This window comes from Gemmobacter caeni, from assembly GCF_003054195.1.
GTDB lineage: Bacteria > Pseudomonadota > Alphaproteobacteria > Rhodobacterales > Rhodobacteraceae > Gemmobacter > Gemmobacter caeni.
Window position 1 is genome coordinate 39,142 of sequence record NZ_QBKP01000003.1, and the last position, 17,774, is coordinate 56,915.

Genomic DNA, 17,774 nt, shown 5'->3' on the forward strand with positions numbered 1-17,774 from the left:
GCCATGACCGTCGCGCAGCGGATCGGCACGAACCGGCAGGAAAACGGCACGCGCAAAAGCGAGGTGCTGATCGGTGAAGATTGGGAAAAGCCCGAGGCTCTGGCCGAGCTGGAGCTGCGGGCCCGCAGTTCCCGGCGCGGGCTTGTGGCGCTGAACCATTCTCCGCTGGCCCGCAAGATCGTGATCTTCAACATGATGGCGCTGGTCATCATGGTCGCCGGGGTTCTGTTCCTGAATCCTTTCCGCGACAGCCTGGTGCTGCAACGCGAACAGGGGCTGGTGACTGAGGCACAGCTTTCGGCCCGCGTGTTCGAGGCCAGGCTGGCGGATGGTGGCGTGCTGGATGCGGCGCTGCCGGTCGCGCCTGATCTTGGTCCGGGGGTCGAAATGCATGTCTTCGACGCAACCGGGGCGGTGGTGGCACGGGGCAGGGGCACCGCGCTTCCGGTACTGGAGGATGCGCGGGCAACGATCATCACCGATTTTCTGAACCGGTCGTGGGACTGGGTCTCCAATCTTCTGACTACGCATGAGCCGCAACCGGGAGCGCCGGATGGCGAGGCCCTGGCGCGCGCGTTGCTGCCGGTCGCGCAGGCGGGGGAGACGGCGGTGGATACCGCGCGGACATCGGAGGGTGGCACTGTATTCTCTGTCGCCACGCCGATCCGCCAGAACGGCGCCGTTGTGGGGGTTCTGGCCCTGACTTCTGCTGAGGGCGAGATTGACCGGCTGGTCCGCTATGAACGTGAGCAGGTGTTGCAAATGTTCATTATCGCGCTGCTGGTTTCGGTCGGGCTGAGCCTCGTTCTTGCCTCGACCATTGCCAATCCGCTCAACGATCTGGCAACTGCGGCGGAACTGGGGCGCGACCGCGATGCCCGCAAGATGGCGCCGGGGCGTGTCCGCATCCCGGACCTGACCGCGCGCCCGGATGAAATCGGCCGTCTGTCGATTGCCATGCGCGGCATGGTTGCGGCGCTTTACGACCGGATCGACGCCAACGAACAGTTTGCGGCCGATGTGTCACACGAGATCAAGAACCCGCTTGCCAGCCTGCGTTCAGCGGTCGCCTCGCTGCATCTGGCGAAGCGCGATGACCAGCGTGTCCGCCTGCTGGAGGTGATTGACCATGACGTACGCAGGCTCGACCGGCTGGTCAGCGACATCTCCAATGCCTCGCGGCTGGACAGTGAACTGGTCAAGGAAGACGAAGAAGAGTTCAATCTTCTCAAAACCCTGTCGAACCTGACCGAATATCTGTCGCAGGAGGCCGTGGCGAAACAGGTCGAGTTCATCACCGACCTGCCACCCGACCCGATCATCATTCGCGGCCTCGAAGGCCGATTGGCGCAGGTTTTCGTCAACCTGATCACCAATGCGATTTCCTTCTGCGACGAAGGTGATGCCGTGCGGGTCTGGGCGCGGCGGCGGGATAACCGCGTGCTGGTGGTGGTAGAAGATACCGGGCCGGGCATTCCCGAAGCGGCGCTGACCAAGGTGTTCAAGCGCTTCTATTCGGAACGGCCGCAGGGGGATTTTGGCAATCACTCTGGCCTTGGTCTTGCGATTTCCAAGCAGATTGTCGAGGCGCATGGCGGCGTGATCTGGGCCGAGAACATCCGCCCGACCGACGCCGATATCACCTCCGAGCCACTGGGGGCCCGTTTTGTCGTCGGCCTCCCGGTCTGACGGCGGGGGCGCGGCGCCGTCCGGGCTGATCCATGGCTCCTGTGTTGCGGTCGGCGGGCAGGGGCTGTTGATCCTTGGGCCGTCAGGCAGCGGCAAATCCAGCCTCGCGTTGCGTATGATGGCATCGGGGGCCACGCTGGTCGCCGATGACCAGGTTCAGATGCGGTGTGAGGGGGAGGATGTGATCGCCTCTCCGCCCCCCCGTCTTGCCGGCATGATCGAGGCGCGTGGCGTCGGCCTTCTGCATGCGGCGCATGTAAGTGGGGTGAAACTGCGGCTGGTGACCGACCTGTCGCGCCCCGAGACGGATCGGCTGCCGCCGCAACGACACATCCCCGTGCTTGGTCGTGCGCTCGACCTTGTGTTGGGGTGCGGTAACCCTCATCTTGAATATGCGCTTCTGCAATGGTTGCGGGGCGAAGGAAGGGTTGGATGATGGACGGCGCCACCGCCAAATCGGGGGATTTCCGCATCGTGCTGGTGACCGGCCCGTCGGGTGCCGGTCGGTCCACGGCCATTCACGCTCTGGAGGATCTGGGCTATGAGGTCATCGATAACCTGCCGCTGAGCCTGATCCCGCGCGTGCTGGATGGCCCGCCGCTGGGGCGGCCTATCGCGCTGGGCATTGACGTCCGCAACCGCGAGTTCAGTGCAACGGCGCTGATCGAGCTGGTCGATACGCTGACCGCCGACCCCTGGGTGGATCTGGAGCTTCTGTATCTGGATTGCGCACCGGCCGAACTGATCCGCCGATATTCGGAAACCCGGCGGCGGCATCCGCTTGCCGCAGCGGAAACCCCGGCCTTGGGCATCGACCGCGAGATTGATCTGCTGGCACCGATTCGCGTTCGCGCCGACCATCTGATCGACACGACCGAGATGTCACCGCATGATCTGAAGGCCGAGATCGCGGAATGGTTTCGTGGCGAAGGGGCGCCAGGACTTGCGGTTTCGCTGCAAAGCTTCAGCTACAAACGCGGGGTGCCGCGCGGGCTGGATATGATCTTTGATTGCCGGTTTCTCAACAATCCGCACTGGCAGCCCGAATTGCGCGCTCTGGACGGGAGAAATCCGCAGGTTGCGGCTTATGTGGCCGACGATCCGCGATTTCAGGAATACACGTCAAAATTGCGGGATCTGATCCTGTTTCTTCTGCCGGAACAAACGGCCGAGGGGAAGGCGCATCTGAGTATCGGCTTCGGCTGTACCGGCGGGCAACATCGTTCTGTCGCCGTAGCGGAATTCATGGCCAATGCACTTGCAGAAGCCGGCTGGGCGGTGTCAAAACGACATAGGGAACTTGAAAGACGGTCCGCCGGGGGGCGACCGCAATGATCTGGGTGATCGGGGTTTGATCGGTATTGTGATCGTGGCGCACGGCGGTCTGGCACGGGAGTATCTCGCTGCTGTCGAACACGTCGTGGGCGCGCAGCAGGCAATGAGCGCCATTGCCATCGAGGACGAACACGACCGTGGCGCCAAATCGGCCGAGATTTGCGCTGCTGCCGACGCAGTGGACCGGGGCGAGGGCGTCGTGGTGGTGACCGATATGTTCGGTGGATCGCCGTCGAACCTGTCGCTTCCCGCCTGTGCCGCGCGCAACCGGCGCATTCTTTATGGTGCGAACCTGCCCATGCTGATCAAGCTGACCAAATCACGCGACCTTCCGCTTGCGGAAGCGGTAAGTCTGGCGCTGGACGCCGGGCGCAAGTATATCAACAGCCTTGATCTGGGCGGGGAACCCGCGCCGGGGCAGGGGAGGAATGCATGATCAGTCGCGAGTTGCGCATCGTCAACGAGAAGGGGCTGCATGCCCGCGCTTCGGCCAAGTTCGTGGAATGTGTCGAGGAATATGATGCGCGCGCCGAGGTTTCCAAAGACGGAATGACGGTTTCAGGTGACTCGATCATGGGTCTTCTGATGCTGGGTGCCTCGCGCGGGACGTCGATTTCTGTCGTGACCGAAGGCCCGCAGGCCGAGGCGCTGTGCGAGGCCCTGTCGGCTCTGGTCGCCAACCGCTTTGGCGAAGACAGGTGACGGGGCCGAAAACCGTGACCGAATCCACCCCTCGCCCGACGGACGAGCGCCAGTATGACATGCGCCGCCTGTCCTATGCAGGCACCTTCACGAATCCGTTCAAGGCAGGCACGATCCGCGCGATTGAATGGCTGACGGCCAAGATCACGCTCCTGCGGCTGATCCGTCAGTTCGAGCGTTCGGGTGCCCCGTTTGGCGCCCCGTTCTGGCCCAAGGCGATCCGCCAGATGGGGATCGAGATCCAGACCCCGCCGGACGAGATTGCCCGTATTCCCGCGACCGGCCCTGTGGTCGTGGTGGCCAACCATCCGCATGGTCTGGTCGACGGCATGGTGATGGCTGAAATGGTGTCGCGCGTGCGGCCGGATTTCAAGATCCTGACCCGCTCGCTGCTGACCGGCATTCCCGAGATCGAGGAGTTCATGATCCCGGTCCCCTTCCCGCATGAGGAAAACGCGCGCGAGGCGGGGCTGGAGATGCGGGCGCTGACCATGGCGCATCTGAAGCGTGGCGGGCTGGTCATCCTGTTCCCGGCGGGCAAGGTGGCGGTATCAGAGGGCTGGTTCGGTCCGGCGATCGAGCCGGAATGGAACCCCTTCACCCACAAGATGATCATGCGTTCCGGCGCAACGGTGGTGCCGATCCATTTCACCGGGCAGAACAGCCGCGCCTATCAGATTGCCGACAAGTTGTCGGCGACGCTCCGGCAGGGGCTGCTGCTTTATGAAATCAAGCGCGCGCTGTTCAAGCCGCAGCGGCCTTTCATCGGGCAGCCGATCCCGCCCGAGGCGCTGAAGGAATGGGAAAGCAATCCGCGTGGCTTCCTTGCCTGGCTGCGGCAGCTGACCCTCGATCTTGGACGCTGAGCCGAAGGCTCAGCGCGTCGGGACCGGCGTGTCTCCCCGGTAATCATAGAAGCCCCGGCCGGATTTGCGGCCCAGCCAGCCCGCCTCCACATACTTCGTCAGCAGCGGGCAGGGACGGTATTTCGTATCCGCCAGCCCGTCATGCAGTACGTTCATGATGGCGAGGCAGGTATCCAGCCCGATGAAATCCGCCAGCTCCAGCGGACCCATCGGGTGATTGGCACCCAGCTTCATCGATTCGTCGATGGAGCGGACGTTGCCCACGCCCTCATACAGCGTATAGACCGCCTCATTGATCATCGGCACCAGAATGCGGTTCACGATGAAGGCCGGGAAATCCTCGGCCGAGGCGGCGGTTTTGCCCAGCTTGTTCACCACGGCCAGCAGCGCCTCATAGGTCGGCTGGTCGGTGGCGATGCCACGGATCAGCTCTACCAACTGCATCACCGGCACGGGGTTCATGAAGTGGAACCCCATGAATTTTTCCGGGCGGTCGGTCCGGCTGGCGAGGCGCGTGATGGAAATGGACGAGGTGTTCGAGGTCAGGATTGTCGTAGGTTTCAGATGCGGCAGCAGCGCGTCGAAAATCTGCTGCTTGACCGTTTCACGCTCAGTTGCCGCCTCGATCACCAGATCGGTCTGGCCCAGATCCGTCAGGGTCAGCGTGGTCTTGATGCGCGCCATGGCGGCGGCCTTGTCCTCGGCCGAAACCTTGCCCCGTCCGACCTGACGCTCAAGGTTCTTGTCGATGGTGGTGACAGCCTTTTCAAGGCTTTCGGCACTGATGTCGTTCAGCAGCACCTCATAGCCCGCCAGCGCAAACACATGCGCGATCCCGTTGCCCATCTGTCCGGCGCCGATCACGCCCACCGTCTCGATTGTCATTCACGCCTCCACCAGTGTCCCCGGAACCTTATGCGCGGGAACGGGATGGGCGCAAGCCGGGAACGGATACAAGAAATTTGAAGCGAATGCCGGGGTTAGCGGTTTGGCAAGAACTGCGGCGCAATCTGGACGCGGGTGTAAAAGACATGGGTGGGACCAATGAGTTTTACTGGACCGGGCGCTGGTGCGCCGGATTATGCGCCATGCCGGTATGGCGCGTCGAAGCTGAGCTTCCGCGGGCCAGCCGCGCGGCTGGATCAACCCTACTGGGCGATGCTGGGCGGGACGATGACCTACGGAAAATTCGTCGAACATGCCTATCCGGCGCTGGTTGCCCGCGCGACAGGTCATACTGTTGTGAATCTGGGGATCCCCAACGCGGGCGTCGACGCCTATCTGGGGGACCCGGAAGTGCTTGCCATCGCGGCAGGCGCCGAGGCGGTGGTGCTTCAGATTCCAGGGGCGCAGAATCTGAGCAATCGTTACTACCGGGTGCATCCCCGGCGCAATGATCGCTTTCTGACCGCGCGCCCTTTGCTGCGGATGCTGTTCCGCGAGGTCGACTTTACCGAGTTCAACTTCACCCGGCATATGCTGACCGAATTGCGCCGGGTCTCTCCCCTTCGGTTCGAGCGTGTTGCCGATGAGTTGCGCGCTGCCTGGCTGGAGCGGATGCACGCGCTGATCGAAGTGCTGGCGGTGCCGGTGACGCTGCTATGGGCGGGGGAGAACCCGCCACCGGACGGCGGTTTGGACATGGCAGCCGACCCGCTGCTGGTGACACGGGCCATGGTGGATGCGCTGCGGCCCGCGACAGCGGCCTATGCCGAGGTCATCATCAGCGCAGAGGCGCGGGCGCAGGGGACAGAGGGAATGTTGTTTTCCGCGCTGGATCTGCCCGCTGCCCGGCTGTTGCCGGGGCCTGCCGCGCATGCAGAGGTCGCGGCGCATCTGGCGGCCTTGTTGGCGCGATAAGAAATGAAAAGGCCGCGCAGATCGCGCGGCCTCTCCTTCACATCCCTTTTGGGATCAGAGTTTGTCGGTCATTTCCGGTACGGCGGTGAAGAGGTCCGCGACGAGGCCGTAGTCTGCGACCTGGAAGATCGGGGCTTCTTCATCCTTGTTGATGGCGACGATGACCTTCGAGTCCTTCATGCCGGCGAGGTGCTGGATGGCGCCCGAGATGCCGACGGCGACATAAAGCGCGGGGGCGACGACCTTGCCGGTCTGACCCACCTGCCAGTCGTTCGGCGCATAGCCCGAATCGACGGCCGCGCGCGAGGCGCCCACAGCAGCGCCGAGCTTGTCGGCCAGCTTTTCGATCAGCGCGAAATCGGCTTCCGAGCCTACACCGCGGCCGCCCGAGACGACGATCTTCGCCGAGGTCAGTTCCGGGCGATCCGACGCCGCCACCTTGTCTTCCACCCAGGACGACAGCCCCTCGGCCGTCGCACCCGAGACCTTCTCGACCGACGCCGAACCGCCGGTGCCCGCCGCCGCGAAAGCCGCCGTACGCACGGTGAAGACCTTCACCTTGTCGCCGGATTTCACGGTCTGGATGGCGTTGCCCGCATAGATCGGACGCTCGAACGTGTCGGCGTCGACCACGGCGGTCACATCCGACAGCACCATTACATCGAGCAGCGCCGCGACGCGCGGCAGCACGTTCTTCGCCGCAGCGGTCGCCGGGGCGCAGATGTGGCTGTAGTTGCCGGCCAGACCCACAACCAGAGCCGCCGTCGCTTCAGCCATGCCATGGCAATAGTCGTGCCCGTCGGCGAAGAGTACCTTGGTCACGCCGGCAAGGCCCGCAGCCTCGGTCGCTGCCGCATCGCCGCCTTCACCGGCCACGAGAACGTGGATTTCGCCCAGACCGGCTACGGCCGTCAAGGTTTTCGCAACCGAATCGGTGGCAAGCTGGCCACCATTCACATCGGCCAGAAGGAGAACAGCCATCAGATCACCCCCGCTTCGTCTTTCAGTTTCGCGATCAGCTCGTCGACCGAACCGACCTTCACGCCTGCCTTCCGCCCGGCGGGTTCGACGGTCTTCACCACGGTCAGGCGCGGTGTGACGTCGACGCCGAAATCGGCAGCGGTCTTTTCTTCCAGCGGCTTCTTCTTCGCTTTCATGATGTTCGGAAGCGAGGCATAGCGCGGCTCGTTCAGGCGCAGGTCCACGGTCACAACTGCAGGCAGCTTCACCTTGATGGTCTGAAGCCCGCCGTCGACCTCGCGCGTCACCGTCGCGCTGTCGCCGTCCACCGCCAGTTCACTGGCGAAGGTCGCCTGCGACCAGCCCAGAAGCGCCGACAGCATCTGGCCGGTGGCGTTCATGTCATTGTCGATCGCCTGCTTGCCGGCCAGAACCAGACCCGGCTCTTCGGCCTTCACCACGGCTGCGAGGATCTTCGCAACCGCCAGCGGCTCGATGTCGGTATGCACGTCCGAAGCCGCCTCGACCAGGATCGCGCGGTCCGCGCCCATTGCCAGCGCCGTCCGCAGCGTTTCCTGCGCCTGCTTCACGCCAATGGACACCACGACGATCTCCGACGCGGTCCCCTTTTCCTTCAGACGGATCGCCTCTTCCACCGCGATCTCGTCAAACGGGTTCATCGACATCTTCACATTCGCCAGATCAACCCCGCTCCCGTCCGCTTTCACGCGAACCTTCACGTTGTAGTCAATCACGCGTTTGACAGGTACCAAAACCTTCATCAGCGGCAATCTCCCAGATTCCCGACCCCGCGGGGTCTTTCCAAGCTCTCCGCAGCGTTGTTAGCCCGTGCCGCATCCGGAAAACAATCCAAAAGCGACGCGGTGATGGCGCACGACGCCGCGTCATTGACGTTAGGTCAGGCCCCCCGCGCGCTTAACGCGACTGGCCTGGCACCCAGAGGATGTCGGCCCGGCCATCATCATTCGCGATGCGGGCCGCAACGAAAAACCAGTCGCTGAGGCGATTGAGGTATTTCACGGCTTCCGGGTTCACATCCTCGACCCCTGCAAGTTCCACCGCCAGCCGTTCAGCCCGGCGCGATACCGTGCGGCAGAGGTGCAGACAGGCGGCAAGCGCGCTGCCCCCCGGCAGGATGAAGCTGCGCAGCGGCTCCAGCTTCGCGTTCATCGCGTCGATCTCGGTCTCCAGCCGGGCGACCTGGGTGGCGATGATGCGCAGGGGCACATAGCCGGCCTCGTGATCCTTCGCCATATCGGGGCGGCACAGATCGGCGCCCAGATCGAACAGATCATTCTGAATGCGCTTCAGCGCCGCGTCCATGTCGCCGGTCGCGTGCAGCCGGGCCAGTCCGATGGTCGCATTGGTTTCATCCACCGTGCCATAGGCCTGCACGCGGGCATCATGCTTGGCAACCCGCGCACCGTTTCCAAGCGCGGTCTGTCCCGCGTCGCCGGTCCGGGTGTAGATTTTCGACAGAACGACCATCACATGCCTCCACGTTGATGCAGCCATGCGAAAAGAACGATCAGCAGCACCGCGATGGCTTGCGCGATGATGCGATAGCGCATCAGGCGGTTGGCATGTTTGCGGTTGAAATCGCCGCCCTTGGCAAAGCCGCCAATACCGATCATCAGCACGATCAGCACGACAAAGCTTGCCCCGGCGGCAAGCAGGAAAAGCGGGTCTTTCAGAAGCATGGCATTTCCTTCCTGAGCTTGCCGCAGATGTAGCGACCCCGGCGCGAAAGGCGAGGGCTTTCTTGTCCCGGGGCCTGATTTCAGCCCTTGGCGATCAGCCAGTCCAGTACCCGCGTCGGCAGGATCCGGCGCGCGGTGCCCATCAGATGCGTGGCTTTGGTGACATAGTAGCGCGGACGCGGGCGCGGGCTTTCCAGCGCGTGAATCAGTTTTGCGGTGACGGCGGAGCAGGGCAGTTCAAACAGGTCGGGCCTGGTGCGTTCGTTGTAAAGGCGGCCAAGAAGCGTGCGATATTCCTCGGCGCGGGCCGAATTTTCCCAATCGATCCACTTCTCGAAATGCGGGATCGAGTTCTGACGGATGCGGGTGGGAATCGGGCCCGGCTCGATCAGGATGACCTCGATGCCGGTGCCCTGCATCTCGATCCGCAGCACATCGGTCAGCCCTTCCAGCGCGAATTTCGTGGCAACATAGGCGCCGCGCCATTTCATCCCGACCAGTCCGAGGACCGAGGAACAGTTGACGATTCGTCCATGTCCCTGCGCCCGCATCAACGGGATCACCCGGCGGTTGAGGTCGTGATACCCGAACAGATTGACCTCGAAAATTTCGCGCAGCGCGGCGCGGGGCAGGTCTTCGGTCGCACCGGGACAGGCGAAGGCGCCGTTGTTGTAAAGCGCGTCCAGCCGTCCGCCGGTGCGGCTTTTTACCTCGTCCACGGCGGCCGCGATGCTGGTCTCGTCAGCATAGTCCAGCACGAAGCTTTCCAGTCCCTCGCCGCGCAGACGGGCGCAATCGGCCTCCTGCCTGCAGGTGGCAAAGACGCGCCAGCCGCGTGCTTTCAAGCCCCGCGCTGCATCAAGCCCGATGCCGGACGAACAGCCTGTGATCAGGACGGTACGGGGGGTGGTCATGCGCTGCTCCGGGGTTTTTCCCCGGATTAGGCGCTGACCGGGCGCATTGCAATGCGCTTGGAGTCAGGGGGCGGTAGCGGACAGCAGATCGCCCGAGACGAAGCCGGAAATCCCGTCCCCCTCGATCACGATATGAACCCAGCCATTATCCTCGACCCACATGACGCGGATCGCCTCGCCACGGGTCAGACGTTCGACCACGGGAAACTCCGTGGATGGCCCTTCGCGCACATTCACCGCGCGGGCGCTGACATAGCGAATCTCTGCCTCGGGCTCGGTCGCTTCCGGTTCGGGCAGTTCGGCCACGGGTTTGATCAGAGGCAGCACGACAGGAAGATGGGCGGCGGCGGGTTGTGCCGCGGCCTCGGGGGTATAGGCGGCTTCAATCACCGCAGCCGGTTGTGCCGGGCTTGTGATCCGTGCGGCGGGCGCTTTGGCAGGGCTGTCCTGTGCGACAAGACCAGGGCGCAATTGGCCGTGATCCTCTCCTCCGATAAGGAGAATGGCGAACATTCCCGCGCAAAGAAAAGCCAGCAGCCGCAGCATCACAAATCCCAACCTGAATCACTCGGACCTGCCCGCATTATCACAGAAGTTTACGGTTTCGTGTGGAAAAAAGCGGCGGTTTTCCCCCTGACGGCAAATCCGGCTGGACCGGCGCGCGGGCCGCGATTACACCACATCCATGAGCAAGGAACCCGAGACCCCCAAGATCGAGCCCGTCACCGTGTCGGAGCCGCTGCGTCGCGCCATCGGCGAGCGCTATCTGACCTATGCGTTGTCGACCATCATGCACCGGGCGCTGCCCGATGCGCGCGACGGGCTGAAGCCGGTGCATCGGCGGATTCTCTGGGCGATGCGGCGGCTGCGGCTCAGCCCGACGGGCGGGTTTCTGAAATCCGCCAAGATCGCGGGCGACACGATGGGGGACTTTCACCCCCATGGCGATGCGGCGATCTATGACGCGATGGTGCGGCTCGCGCAGGATTTCAACATGCGCTATCCGCTCGTCGACGGGCAGGGCAACTTTGGCAATATCGACGGCGACAATGCCGCCGCCAGCCGTTACACGGAGGCGCGGATCACCGCGCTGACCGAGGCGCTGATGGAAGGGATCGACGAAACCGCCGTTGATTTCCGCCCGAACTATGATGGCCGTCTGGAAGAGCCTGCGGTGCTGCCTTCGGCCTTCCCGAATCTTCTGGCCAACGGCGCCAGCGGCATTGCGGTCGGTATGGCGACCAATATCCCTCCGCATAACCTGCACGAGCTGATCGATGCCTGTCAGGCGATGATTGCCGACCCCGATGTGTCGGACGAGGAACTGGTGAAGCTGGTGCCTGGCCCCGATTTCCCGACCGGCGGTGTGATCGTGGAACCGCGCGACAGCATCCTTGACGCCTATCGCACGGGGCGCGGGGCTTTCCGCCTGCGCGCCCGCTGGGCGGTGGAGGATCTGGGGCGCGGCCAGTGGCAGATCGTCGTGACCGAGATCCCCTATCAGGTGCAGAAATCCAAGCTGATCGAGCGTCTGGCCGAGGTCATCACCACAAAGAAGGTGCCCGCTCTGGCCGATGTGCGTGACGAAAGCGCCGAGGATGTGCGCATCGTGCTGGAACCGCGCGTTCGCACCATTGATCCTGACATGCTGATGGGGATGCTGTTCAAGAACAGCGATCTTGAGGTCCGCTTCAGCCTGAACATGAACGTGCTGATCGACGGGCGTGTGCCGAAAGTGTGCAGCCTGAAGGATGTGCTGCGCGCTTTCCTCGATCACCGGCGCGAGGTTCTGACCCGCCGCACCCAGCACCGGATCGAGAAGATCGACCACCGGCTTGAAATCCTTGAAGGGTTCATCATCACCTTCCTGAACCTCGACCGGGTGATTGACATCATCCGCTATGACGAGGACCCGAAGGCGGCGCTGATGGCCGAAAGCTGGGGCAAGAAGCACCGGCGGGCGACCTCTGAGGCCGATTATGTGCCGCCGAAACCCGGCAAGGGTGAACTGACCGAAGTGCAGGCCGAAGCCATTCTCAACATGCGGCTGCGCAGTCTGCGCCGGCTGGAAGAGATGGAACTTGTTGCCGAACGGGATGAACTGCGCGCCGAACGCGAGGATCTGATGGCCCTTCTGGGTGATCCGGGCCTGCAATGGCAGCGTATCGGCCGTGATCTGGCCGGGGTGCAGGTGCAATTCGGCAAGAATACCGAGGCAGGCCGCCGTCGCAGCACCTTCGCCGATCTGGCCGAGGTCGAGGAAGTGCCGCTGGAGGCCATGATCGAGCGCGAGCCGATCACGGTGATCTGCTCCAGGATGGGCTGGATCCGGGCCATGAAAGGCCACCAGCCGCTCGACATCGACGCCAAGTTCAAGGATGGCGACGAGGGCCGCTTCATCTTCCATGCCGAGACGACGGACCGGATTCTGGTCGTTGGTGCCAATGGCCGCTTCTACACGCTGCTGGGGGCCAATCTGCCGGGCGGACGTGGTATGGGCGAACCCGTGCGCCTGATGATCGATCTGCCGAACGACGCCGATATCACCGATCTCATGGTGTGGCGCGGGGGAGAAAAGCTTCTGGTGGCCTCGACCGCCGGAGACGGGTTCATCGTGCCTTCGGACGAGGTGGTGGCCCAGACGCGCGCGGGCAAGCAGGTTCTGACCGTAAAGGATGGCATCCGCACCGCGCTTTGCCGCCGCATCCGGGGCGATCATGTCGCTGTGGTGGGCGAAAATCGCAAATTGCTGGTTTTCCCACTGTCCGAACTGCCGGAAATGGCGAAGGGCAAGGGCGTCAGGTTGCAAAAGTACAAGGATGGCGGGCTGAGCGATGCCATCACCTTCTCGCTTGCGGACGGCCTGAGCTGGAAAGACCCGGCAGGTCGCACGAGGACGGAAACCGATCTGACCCAGTGGAAGGGTGGCCGAGCCGCTGCGGGCGCCATGGCGCCCCGTGGCTTCCCCCGCGACAACCGTTTTACCTGATCAGGGGAAATCGGGGTAAAACCAGTTGACGCATCACCCTCGGGGCGCGACCATTCGCACCGATATTTCAGGAGGGCGTGATGGCGCGACTGGTTTTTACTCCGAATCGGGCGGTTCCCTATTTCGATATGTTCGAAATCCGCTCGTCATTTTCTGAGCGGGTCTTTGGCTATGATTTCGTGAATGCCCAGAGCACGGCGCTGACCGTCTACGATTCCGGCTCGGATTCGCTGACCTTTTCGGGGCGGGGGCTGGCTTATCAGTTTTCCGGCGCCAATCTGGTCGCCGTTACCGGCGGGCGGCTGCAAGGGATTACATGGAAGGTCGATGGCGATACCGTGCTGAAGCTGAGCGGCCTCAGCATCCCGGCGGCGCAGTTTGCAGATCATCTGATCCGCGACGATTCGGCAGCAGCGGTGAACAAGCTTCTTGCCGGGAATGACACGATCATCGCCGGGGCAGGCAGTGACGCCCTTCTTGCTGGCGGGGGGCGCGACCGGGTTGAGGCGCGGGGCGGCGATGATCGCGTTTATGGCGGCGCAGGCAGCGACACGTTGCTGGGGCAGGCGGGCAGCGACAATCTGGTCGGGGAGGCCGGGAATGATCGTCTGTCAGGCGGCATCGGCAATGATGCCCTGTCCGGCGGTGCGGGGCATGATACGCTGATTGGCGGTGCGGGATCGGATCAGTTCGTCTTCGATACCCGTCCGGGGGACGCGCATTTTGACACGATCCAGGATTTCCAGTCTTCGCGCGACATGATCCTGCTCGACAATGATGTCTTCAGGGCATTCAGCATGATCGGCGGCAGCCTGCCGGAGGATATGCTGACCTTCGGTCTGCGCGCCCGCGATGCCGATGATCACCTGATCTATCACCGGGCGAGCGGCAGGCTCTGGTATGATGCGGACGGGGTGGGCGGCCGGGCCAAGGTGCTGGTGGCCGAAGTGACGGATGGCACCCGGCTCAATGCCGATCACTTCCAGATCATCTGACTGCAAATGAAAAGGGCGCCCGTGGGCGCCCTTGGCTCAGCGGCTGAGGCCACCGGGCAGGTCCGGCAGATCCAGCGCGGCAAAGCCGTAATGGCGCAGCCAGCGCAGATCGGCCTCGAAGAAGGCGCGCAGGTCGGGGATGCCGTATTTCAGCATCGCGATGCGGTCGATCCCCATGCCGAAGGCGAAGCCCTGCCATTCGTCCGGGTTCACCCCGGCGGCGGCCAGCACCTTGGGATGCACCATGCCAGAGCCCAGAATCTCCATCCACTTGTCGCCTTCGCCGATCTTCAGCTGACCGCCGACATTGGAATAGCGGATGTCCACCTCGGCGGAAGGTTCGGTGAAGGGGAAGTGGCTGGCGCGGAAGCGCAGCTCGACCTTGTCGACCTCGAAGAAGGCGCGGCAGAATTCCTCCAGCACCCATTTGAGGTTCGCCATCGAAATGTCGCGGTCGATCGCCAGCCCCTCGACCTGATGGAACATCGGGGTGTGGGTCTGGTCCATGTCCATGCGGTAGACGCGGCCCGGCGCGATGACGCGGATCGGGGCGCCCTGATCCATCATGGCGCGGATCTGTACCGGCGAAGTATGGGTGCGCAGCACATGCGGCGGGCGGTTGTCGCCCTCGGCGCGGTGCATGAAGAAGGTATCATGCTCCTGCCGGGCAGGGTGCTCCGGCGGAATGTTCAGCGCGTCGAAGTTGTACCAGTCGCTTTCGACCTGCGGGCCTTCGGCGACCGAGAATCCCATGTCGGCGAAGATTGCAGTCAGTTCGTCCATCACCTGGCTGACCGGGTGGATGGTGCCGGTACGGCGCGGCCGGCCGGGCAGGGTGACGTCCAGCCACTCGGCTTTCAGCCGTTCATCCAGCGCCGCATCGGACAGCGCCGACTTGCGGGCGCGCAGCGCGGCGTCGATTTCGGTCTTCAGCACGTTCAGTGCGGCGCCGGAGCTTTTGCGCTCTTCCGGGTCCATTTTGCCCAGCGTCGCCATCAGCGCCGAAATCTCGCCCTTCTTGCCAAGGGCAGCCAGTCGCACCTCTTCCAGCGCGGTCTCGTCGGCGGCACCGGCGACAGCCTCGATATACTTGCCACGAAGTTCGCTCAGGTCCATGTCCGCCTCCGCTTCTTGCGGCATCGTGCTAGCGGGGCAGGGGCGGATTTGCAAGGGCGAGGCGCCGTGCCCCGCCCCTGCAATGTGGTGTCACTTCCAGATTTCCGGCTCGACCCCGCGTGCGAGGCCCGGATGTTCGGCAATATGGAAACGCGGCTCCTGCCCCGCCTTGCGCTGCGCAAGGTAGTCGCGGGTCAGCGCGGCGACCACGCCCGACAGGGCGACAATGGCGATCAGGTTGATCGTCGCCATCAGCCCCATTGAGGCATCGGCGAAGTCGAACACCGTGGCAACCGCCTGAAGCGCCCCCCAGATCACCATGATCAGCACCAGACCGCGCAGGCCGGTCAGGGCCCCCTTGTGGCCCAGGCCCAGAAACTCCATCGCACTTTCGCAATAGGCGTAATTGCCGATGATCGAGGTGAAGGCGAAGAAAAAGATCGCCACTGCCACGAAGATCGCGCCGAAACTGCCGAAGTGATGGGTCAGCGCGGCCTGGGTCAGCGCTGTGCCTGTTACACCGTTCGTCGGATCCAGCACGCCCGACAGCAGGATCATCACGGCGGTTGCGGTGCACACCAGCAGCGTGTCGATGAACACGCCCAGCGACTGCACGAAGCCTTGGCTGGAGGGGTGGTGCGGCGCCGGGCTGGCGGTGGCCGCGATGTTCGGGGCAGACCCCATGCCAGCTTCGTTCGAGAACAGGCCGCGCTTGATACCGTTCAGCGCCGCAGCCGCAATTCCGCCTGCGAAGCCACCCGCCGCCGCGCCAAATCCGAAGGCACTGGCGAAGATCTGGCCCAGCACGCCGGGAACAGCGCCGATGTTCATGACCAGAACCACGATGGCCAGCAGCAGATAGACCCCGGCCATGAACGGCACCACAATCTCGGCCACACGGGCGATCTGGCGCACACCACCAAAGATCACGACGCCGGTCAGCACCGCGACAAGCAGGCCGGTGGCAAGCTTCGGCAGGCCAAATGCGCCTGCGAAGGCGTCGGCGATGGAATTGGCCTGAACGGCATTGAACACCAGCCCGAACGAGATGATCAGACAGACCGAGAAGATGGCACCCAGCCACGGCAGCCCAAGCCCGCGCGAAATGTAGAAGGCAGGGCCGCCGCGATAAATGCCGCCCTCGGCGCCATGGGTCTTGTAAAGCTGGGCCAGCGTGCTTTCGGCGTAAGCGGTCGCCATACCGACCAGCGCCACCATCCACATCCAGAAGATCGCGCCGGGGCCGCCCAGATACAGTGCAACCGCCACACCCGCGATATTGCCGGTGCCCACGCGCGAGGCGAGGCTCACGGTCAGCGCCTGAAAGGGCGAAATCCCGTCTCTGTCGGTCGCGCCCGAGCCCATCACGCAGCGGAACATCTCGGCGAAATGGCGAAACTGAAGAAAGCCGAGTCGCACAGTGAAGAAGGCACCAACAGCCAGAAGGCCATAAATCAGGACATAGCCCCAGAATATTGTGTTCAGAAACCCGATGATTGCTGTCATGCGAACTGTCCTTTCGCTTTTGTCGCCACGGGGCCAGCGCGGCGGAACCATGCTCCCTGTTACCGGGATGCACCCTTTGGCAGAGGCTGGCAAAGGGTTTTCGCCATCTGGCCGAGAGGTGATGGAGTGTTTTTGGCCTTCGGACATGAAAAAGCCCCCGCCGGGACCCGGCGGGGGCTTGCATTCAGCAGGGCTGAACCGATCAGGCCAGCGCGGCCTTGGCTTGCGCGGCGATGGCGTTGAATGCCTCCGGCTCGTGCACGGCCAGATCGGCCAGAACCTTGCGGTCCACCTCGATCCCGGCTTTCGCCAGACCGTTGATGAAGCGCGAATAGGTCATCTCGATGTCATACAGACGCACGGCGGCGTTGATGCGCTGAATCCACAGGGCGCGGAAGTTGCGCTTGCGGGCCTTGCGGTCGCGGGTCGCATACTGGTTGGCCTTGTCGACGGCCTGGGTCGCGGTGCGGAAGTTGGTCGAGCGGGCGGCGTAGTAGCCCTTCGCGGCCTTGATGACCTTGCGGTGGCGGGCGTGGGTGACCTTGCCGGATTTGACGCGGGACATATCTGGCGCTCCTTAGCGGTTATACGGCATGTATTTTTTGACGATCTTCTCATCGGCGTCGCACAGGATCATGGTCCCGGATGCATCGCGGATGAACTTCGTCGAGCGCTTGATCATGCCGTGGCGCTTGCCTGCCACACCAGCCTTGACACGGCCCGAGGCGGTGAAGCTGAAGCGCTTCTTGGCCGCCGATTTGGTCTTCATCTTGGGCATTTCCATCTCCTCGTTGAGGGTGAACGCGCGACTCGGCAATGCCACACCGGCCGGCCGCGCGGGGATAGAGCGGGCCGTATAGGGCCCTGTCGGGAAAAGTGCAAGTGGGTCAGTGCCGGAACTGGCCGATGACACGGTAGAAGGCGTTCGGAATGTCGCGCACCTCGTAGCCGCCGGGCTTCTTGGTGAAGGCAAAGACAATCAGAACACCTGCGATCAGCACGGTGATGGAGGCCGCGCGCGGGGCGCGGCCATCGCTGAAGGCGGAAACCATCGCCGGAACGGCCAGAACCGCAAGCACGATGCCAATGACAAGCAACAGATCGGGATTCACGCGGCCACC

General features: G+C 63.5%; 21 protein-coding genes. 9 read left to right on the forward strand and 12 right to left on the reverse strand.

The annotated features are described in order from the left end of the window. The first annotated feature begins 3 nt into the window (after window positions 1-3). The 6 genes from C8N34_RS05445 to C8N34_RS05470 are packed head-to-tail and all read left to right on the forward strand — an operon-like array spanning window position 4 to window position 4,592. A complete protein-coding gene (locus C8N34_RS05445; RefSeq protein WP_108128131.1) occupies window positions 4-1,689 on the forward strand; it encodes a sensor histidine kinase in 1,686 nt (561 codons plus the stop codon). Next, window positions 1,667-2,125, forward strand: coding sequence for an HPr kinase/phosphorylase (locus C8N34_RS05450; protein ID WP_242013760.1), 459 nt, complete (start codon window positions 1,667-1,669; stop codon window positions 2,123-2,125). Before C8N34_RS05445 ends, C8N34_RS05450 begins: the two co-directional genes overlap by 23 nt. Further along, on the forward strand, window positions 2,125-3,024 hold the full coding sequence (gene rapZ, locus C8N34_RS05455) for an RNase adapter RapZ (RefSeq protein ID WP_054300879.1): 900 nt from the start codon (window positions 2,125-2,127) through the stop codon (window positions 3,022-3,024). Before C8N34_RS05450 ends, rapZ begins: the two co-directional genes overlap by 1 nt. A 16-nt stretch (window positions 3,025-3,040) precedes the next feature. Beyond that, on the forward strand, window positions 3,041-3,460 hold the full coding sequence (locus C8N34_RS05460; protein ID WP_108128347.1) for a PTS sugar transporter subunit IIA: 420 nt from the start codon (window positions 3,041-3,043) through the stop codon (window positions 3,458-3,460). Further along, on the forward strand, window positions 3,457-3,726 hold the full coding sequence (locus tag C8N34_RS05465) for an HPr family phosphocarrier protein (RefSeq protein WP_054300763.1): 270 nt from the start codon (window positions 3,457-3,459) through the stop codon (window positions 3,724-3,726). The genes C8N34_RS05460 and C8N34_RS05465 overlap by 4 nt, the downstream gene beginning before the upstream one ends. A gap of 14 nt (window positions 3,727-3,740) precedes the next feature. After that, window positions 3,741-4,592, forward strand: coding sequence for a lysophospholipid acyltransferase family protein (locus tag C8N34_RS05470; RefSeq protein WP_422387657.1), 852 nt, complete (start codon window positions 3,741-3,743; stop codon window positions 4,590-4,592). Window positions 4,593-4,601: 9 nt separating this feature from the next. Here the strand turns inward: C8N34_RS05470 and C8N34_RS05475 are convergent, their stop codons facing one another. Then, on the reverse strand, window positions 4,602-5,477 hold the full coding sequence (locus C8N34_RS05475; protein WP_054300761.1) for a 3-hydroxybutyryl-CoA dehydrogenase: 876 nt from the start codon (window positions 5,475-5,477) through the stop codon (window positions 4,602-4,604). A gap of 159 nt (window positions 5,478-5,636) precedes the next feature. On the opposite strand from C8N34_RS05475, the gene C8N34_RS05480 reads away from it, so the two are divergent. Continuing rightward, window positions 5,637-6,452, forward strand: coding sequence for a DUF6473 family protein (locus C8N34_RS05480; RefSeq protein WP_108128133.1), 816 nt, complete (start codon window positions 5,637-5,639; stop codon window positions 6,450-6,452). 54 nt (window positions 6,453-6,506) lie between these two features. Here the strand turns inward: C8N34_RS05480 and C8N34_RS05485 are convergent, their stop codons facing one another. The 6 genes from C8N34_RS05485 to C8N34_RS05510 form a co-directional block, all read right to left on the reverse strand. Continuing rightward, on the reverse strand, window positions 6,507-7,433 hold the full coding sequence (locus C8N34_RS05485; protein ID WP_108128134.1) for an electron transfer flavoprotein subunit alpha/FixB family protein: 927 nt from the start codon (window positions 7,431-7,433) through the stop codon (window positions 6,507-6,509). Continuing rightward, entirely contained in the window at window positions 7,433-8,194 is a 762-nt protein-coding gene (locus C8N34_RS05490; RefSeq protein WP_054300877.1) for an electron transfer flavoprotein subunit beta/FixA family protein, read from the reverse strand. Before C8N34_RS05490 ends, C8N34_RS05485 begins: the two co-directional genes overlap by 1 nt. A gap of 154 nt (window positions 8,195-8,348) precedes the next feature. Next, window positions 8,349-8,921 (reverse strand): cob(I)yrinic acid a,c-diamide adenosyltransferase, encoded by a 573-nt coding sequence (locus C8N34_RS05495; RefSeq protein ID WP_054300758.1) that lies wholly within the window; start codon window positions 8,919-8,921, stop codon window positions 8,349-8,351. Next, complete coding sequence (locus C8N34_RS05500; RefSeq protein WP_054300757.1) at window positions 8,921-9,133, reverse strand: twin transmembrane helix small protein; 213 nt, start codon at window positions 9,131-9,133, stop codon at window positions 8,921-8,923. The genes C8N34_RS05495 and C8N34_RS05500 overlap by 1 nt, the downstream gene beginning before the upstream one ends. 80 nt (window positions 9,134-9,213) lie before the next feature. After that, window positions 9,214-10,047: an SDR family NAD(P)-dependent oxidoreductase gene (locus C8N34_RS05505; protein WP_108128135.1), complete on the reverse strand. Its 834-nt coding sequence runs from the start codon at window positions 10,045-10,047 to the stop codon at window positions 9,214-9,216. Window positions 10,048-10,110: 63 nt separating this feature from the next. Further along, window positions 10,111-10,593: an SH3 domain-containing protein gene (locus C8N34_RS05510; protein ID WP_108128136.1), complete on the reverse strand. Its 483-nt coding sequence runs from the start codon at window positions 10,591-10,593 to the stop codon at window positions 10,111-10,113. A gap of 139 nt (window positions 10,594-10,732) precedes the next feature. Here C8N34_RS05510 and C8N34_RS05515 point away from each other — a divergent pair, with 139 nt between their 5' ends. Both C8N34_RS05515 and C8N34_RS27105 read left to right on the forward strand, forming a co-directional pair. Next, window positions 10,733-13,036, forward strand: a complete 2,304-nt coding sequence (locus C8N34_RS05515; RefSeq protein WP_054300754.1) for a DNA topoisomerase IV subunit A — start codon at window positions 10,733-10,735, stop codon at window positions 13,034-13,036. Window positions 13,037-13,116: 80 nt separating this feature from the next. Beyond that, the gene (locus C8N34_RS27105) at window positions 13,117-14,031 is read left to right on the forward strand and encodes a calcium-binding protein (RefSeq protein ID WP_108128137.1); all 915 of its coding nucleotides are present in this window, start codon (window positions 13,117-13,119) and stop codon (window positions 14,029-14,031) included. 36 nt (window positions 14,032-14,067) lie between these two features. Here C8N34_RS27105 and pheS read toward each other — a convergent pair whose 3' ends face one another. From pheS to C8N34_RS05545, 5 genes are all read right to left on the reverse strand, one after another. Next, window positions 14,068-15,147, reverse strand: a complete 1,080-nt coding sequence (gene pheS / locus C8N34_RS05525) for a phenylalanine--tRNA ligase subunit alpha (protein WP_108128138.1) — start codon at window positions 15,145-15,147, stop codon at window positions 14,068-14,070. A gap of 90 nt (window positions 15,148-15,237) precedes the next feature. Next, window positions 15,238-16,653 (reverse strand): alanine/glycine:cation symporter family protein, encoded by a 1,416-nt coding sequence (locus C8N34_RS05530; protein ID WP_108128139.1) that lies wholly within the window; start codon window positions 16,651-16,653, stop codon window positions 15,238-15,240. 202 nt (window positions 16,654-16,855) lie between these two features. Beyond that, complete coding sequence (gene rplT / locus C8N34_RS05535) at window positions 16,856-17,218, reverse strand: 50S ribosomal protein L20 (RefSeq protein ID WP_054300751.1); 363 nt, start codon at window positions 17,216-17,218, stop codon at window positions 16,856-16,858. 12 nt (window positions 17,219-17,230) lie between these two features. Continuing rightward, window positions 17,231-17,431 (reverse strand): 50S ribosomal protein L35, encoded by a 201-nt coding sequence (gene rpmI / locus C8N34_RS05540; protein WP_054300875.1) that lies wholly within the window; start codon window positions 17,429-17,431, stop codon window positions 17,231-17,233. Between the two features lie 109 nt (window positions 17,432-17,540). Further along, window positions 17,541-17,765 carry a hypothetical protein gene (locus C8N34_RS05545; RefSeq protein ID WP_054300750.1) on the reverse strand — a complete coding sequence of 75 codons (225 nt, stop codon included), beginning with the start codon at window positions 17,763-17,765 and terminating at the stop codon, window positions 17,541-17,543. Between the last annotated feature and the right edge of the window lie 9 nt (window positions 17,766-17,774).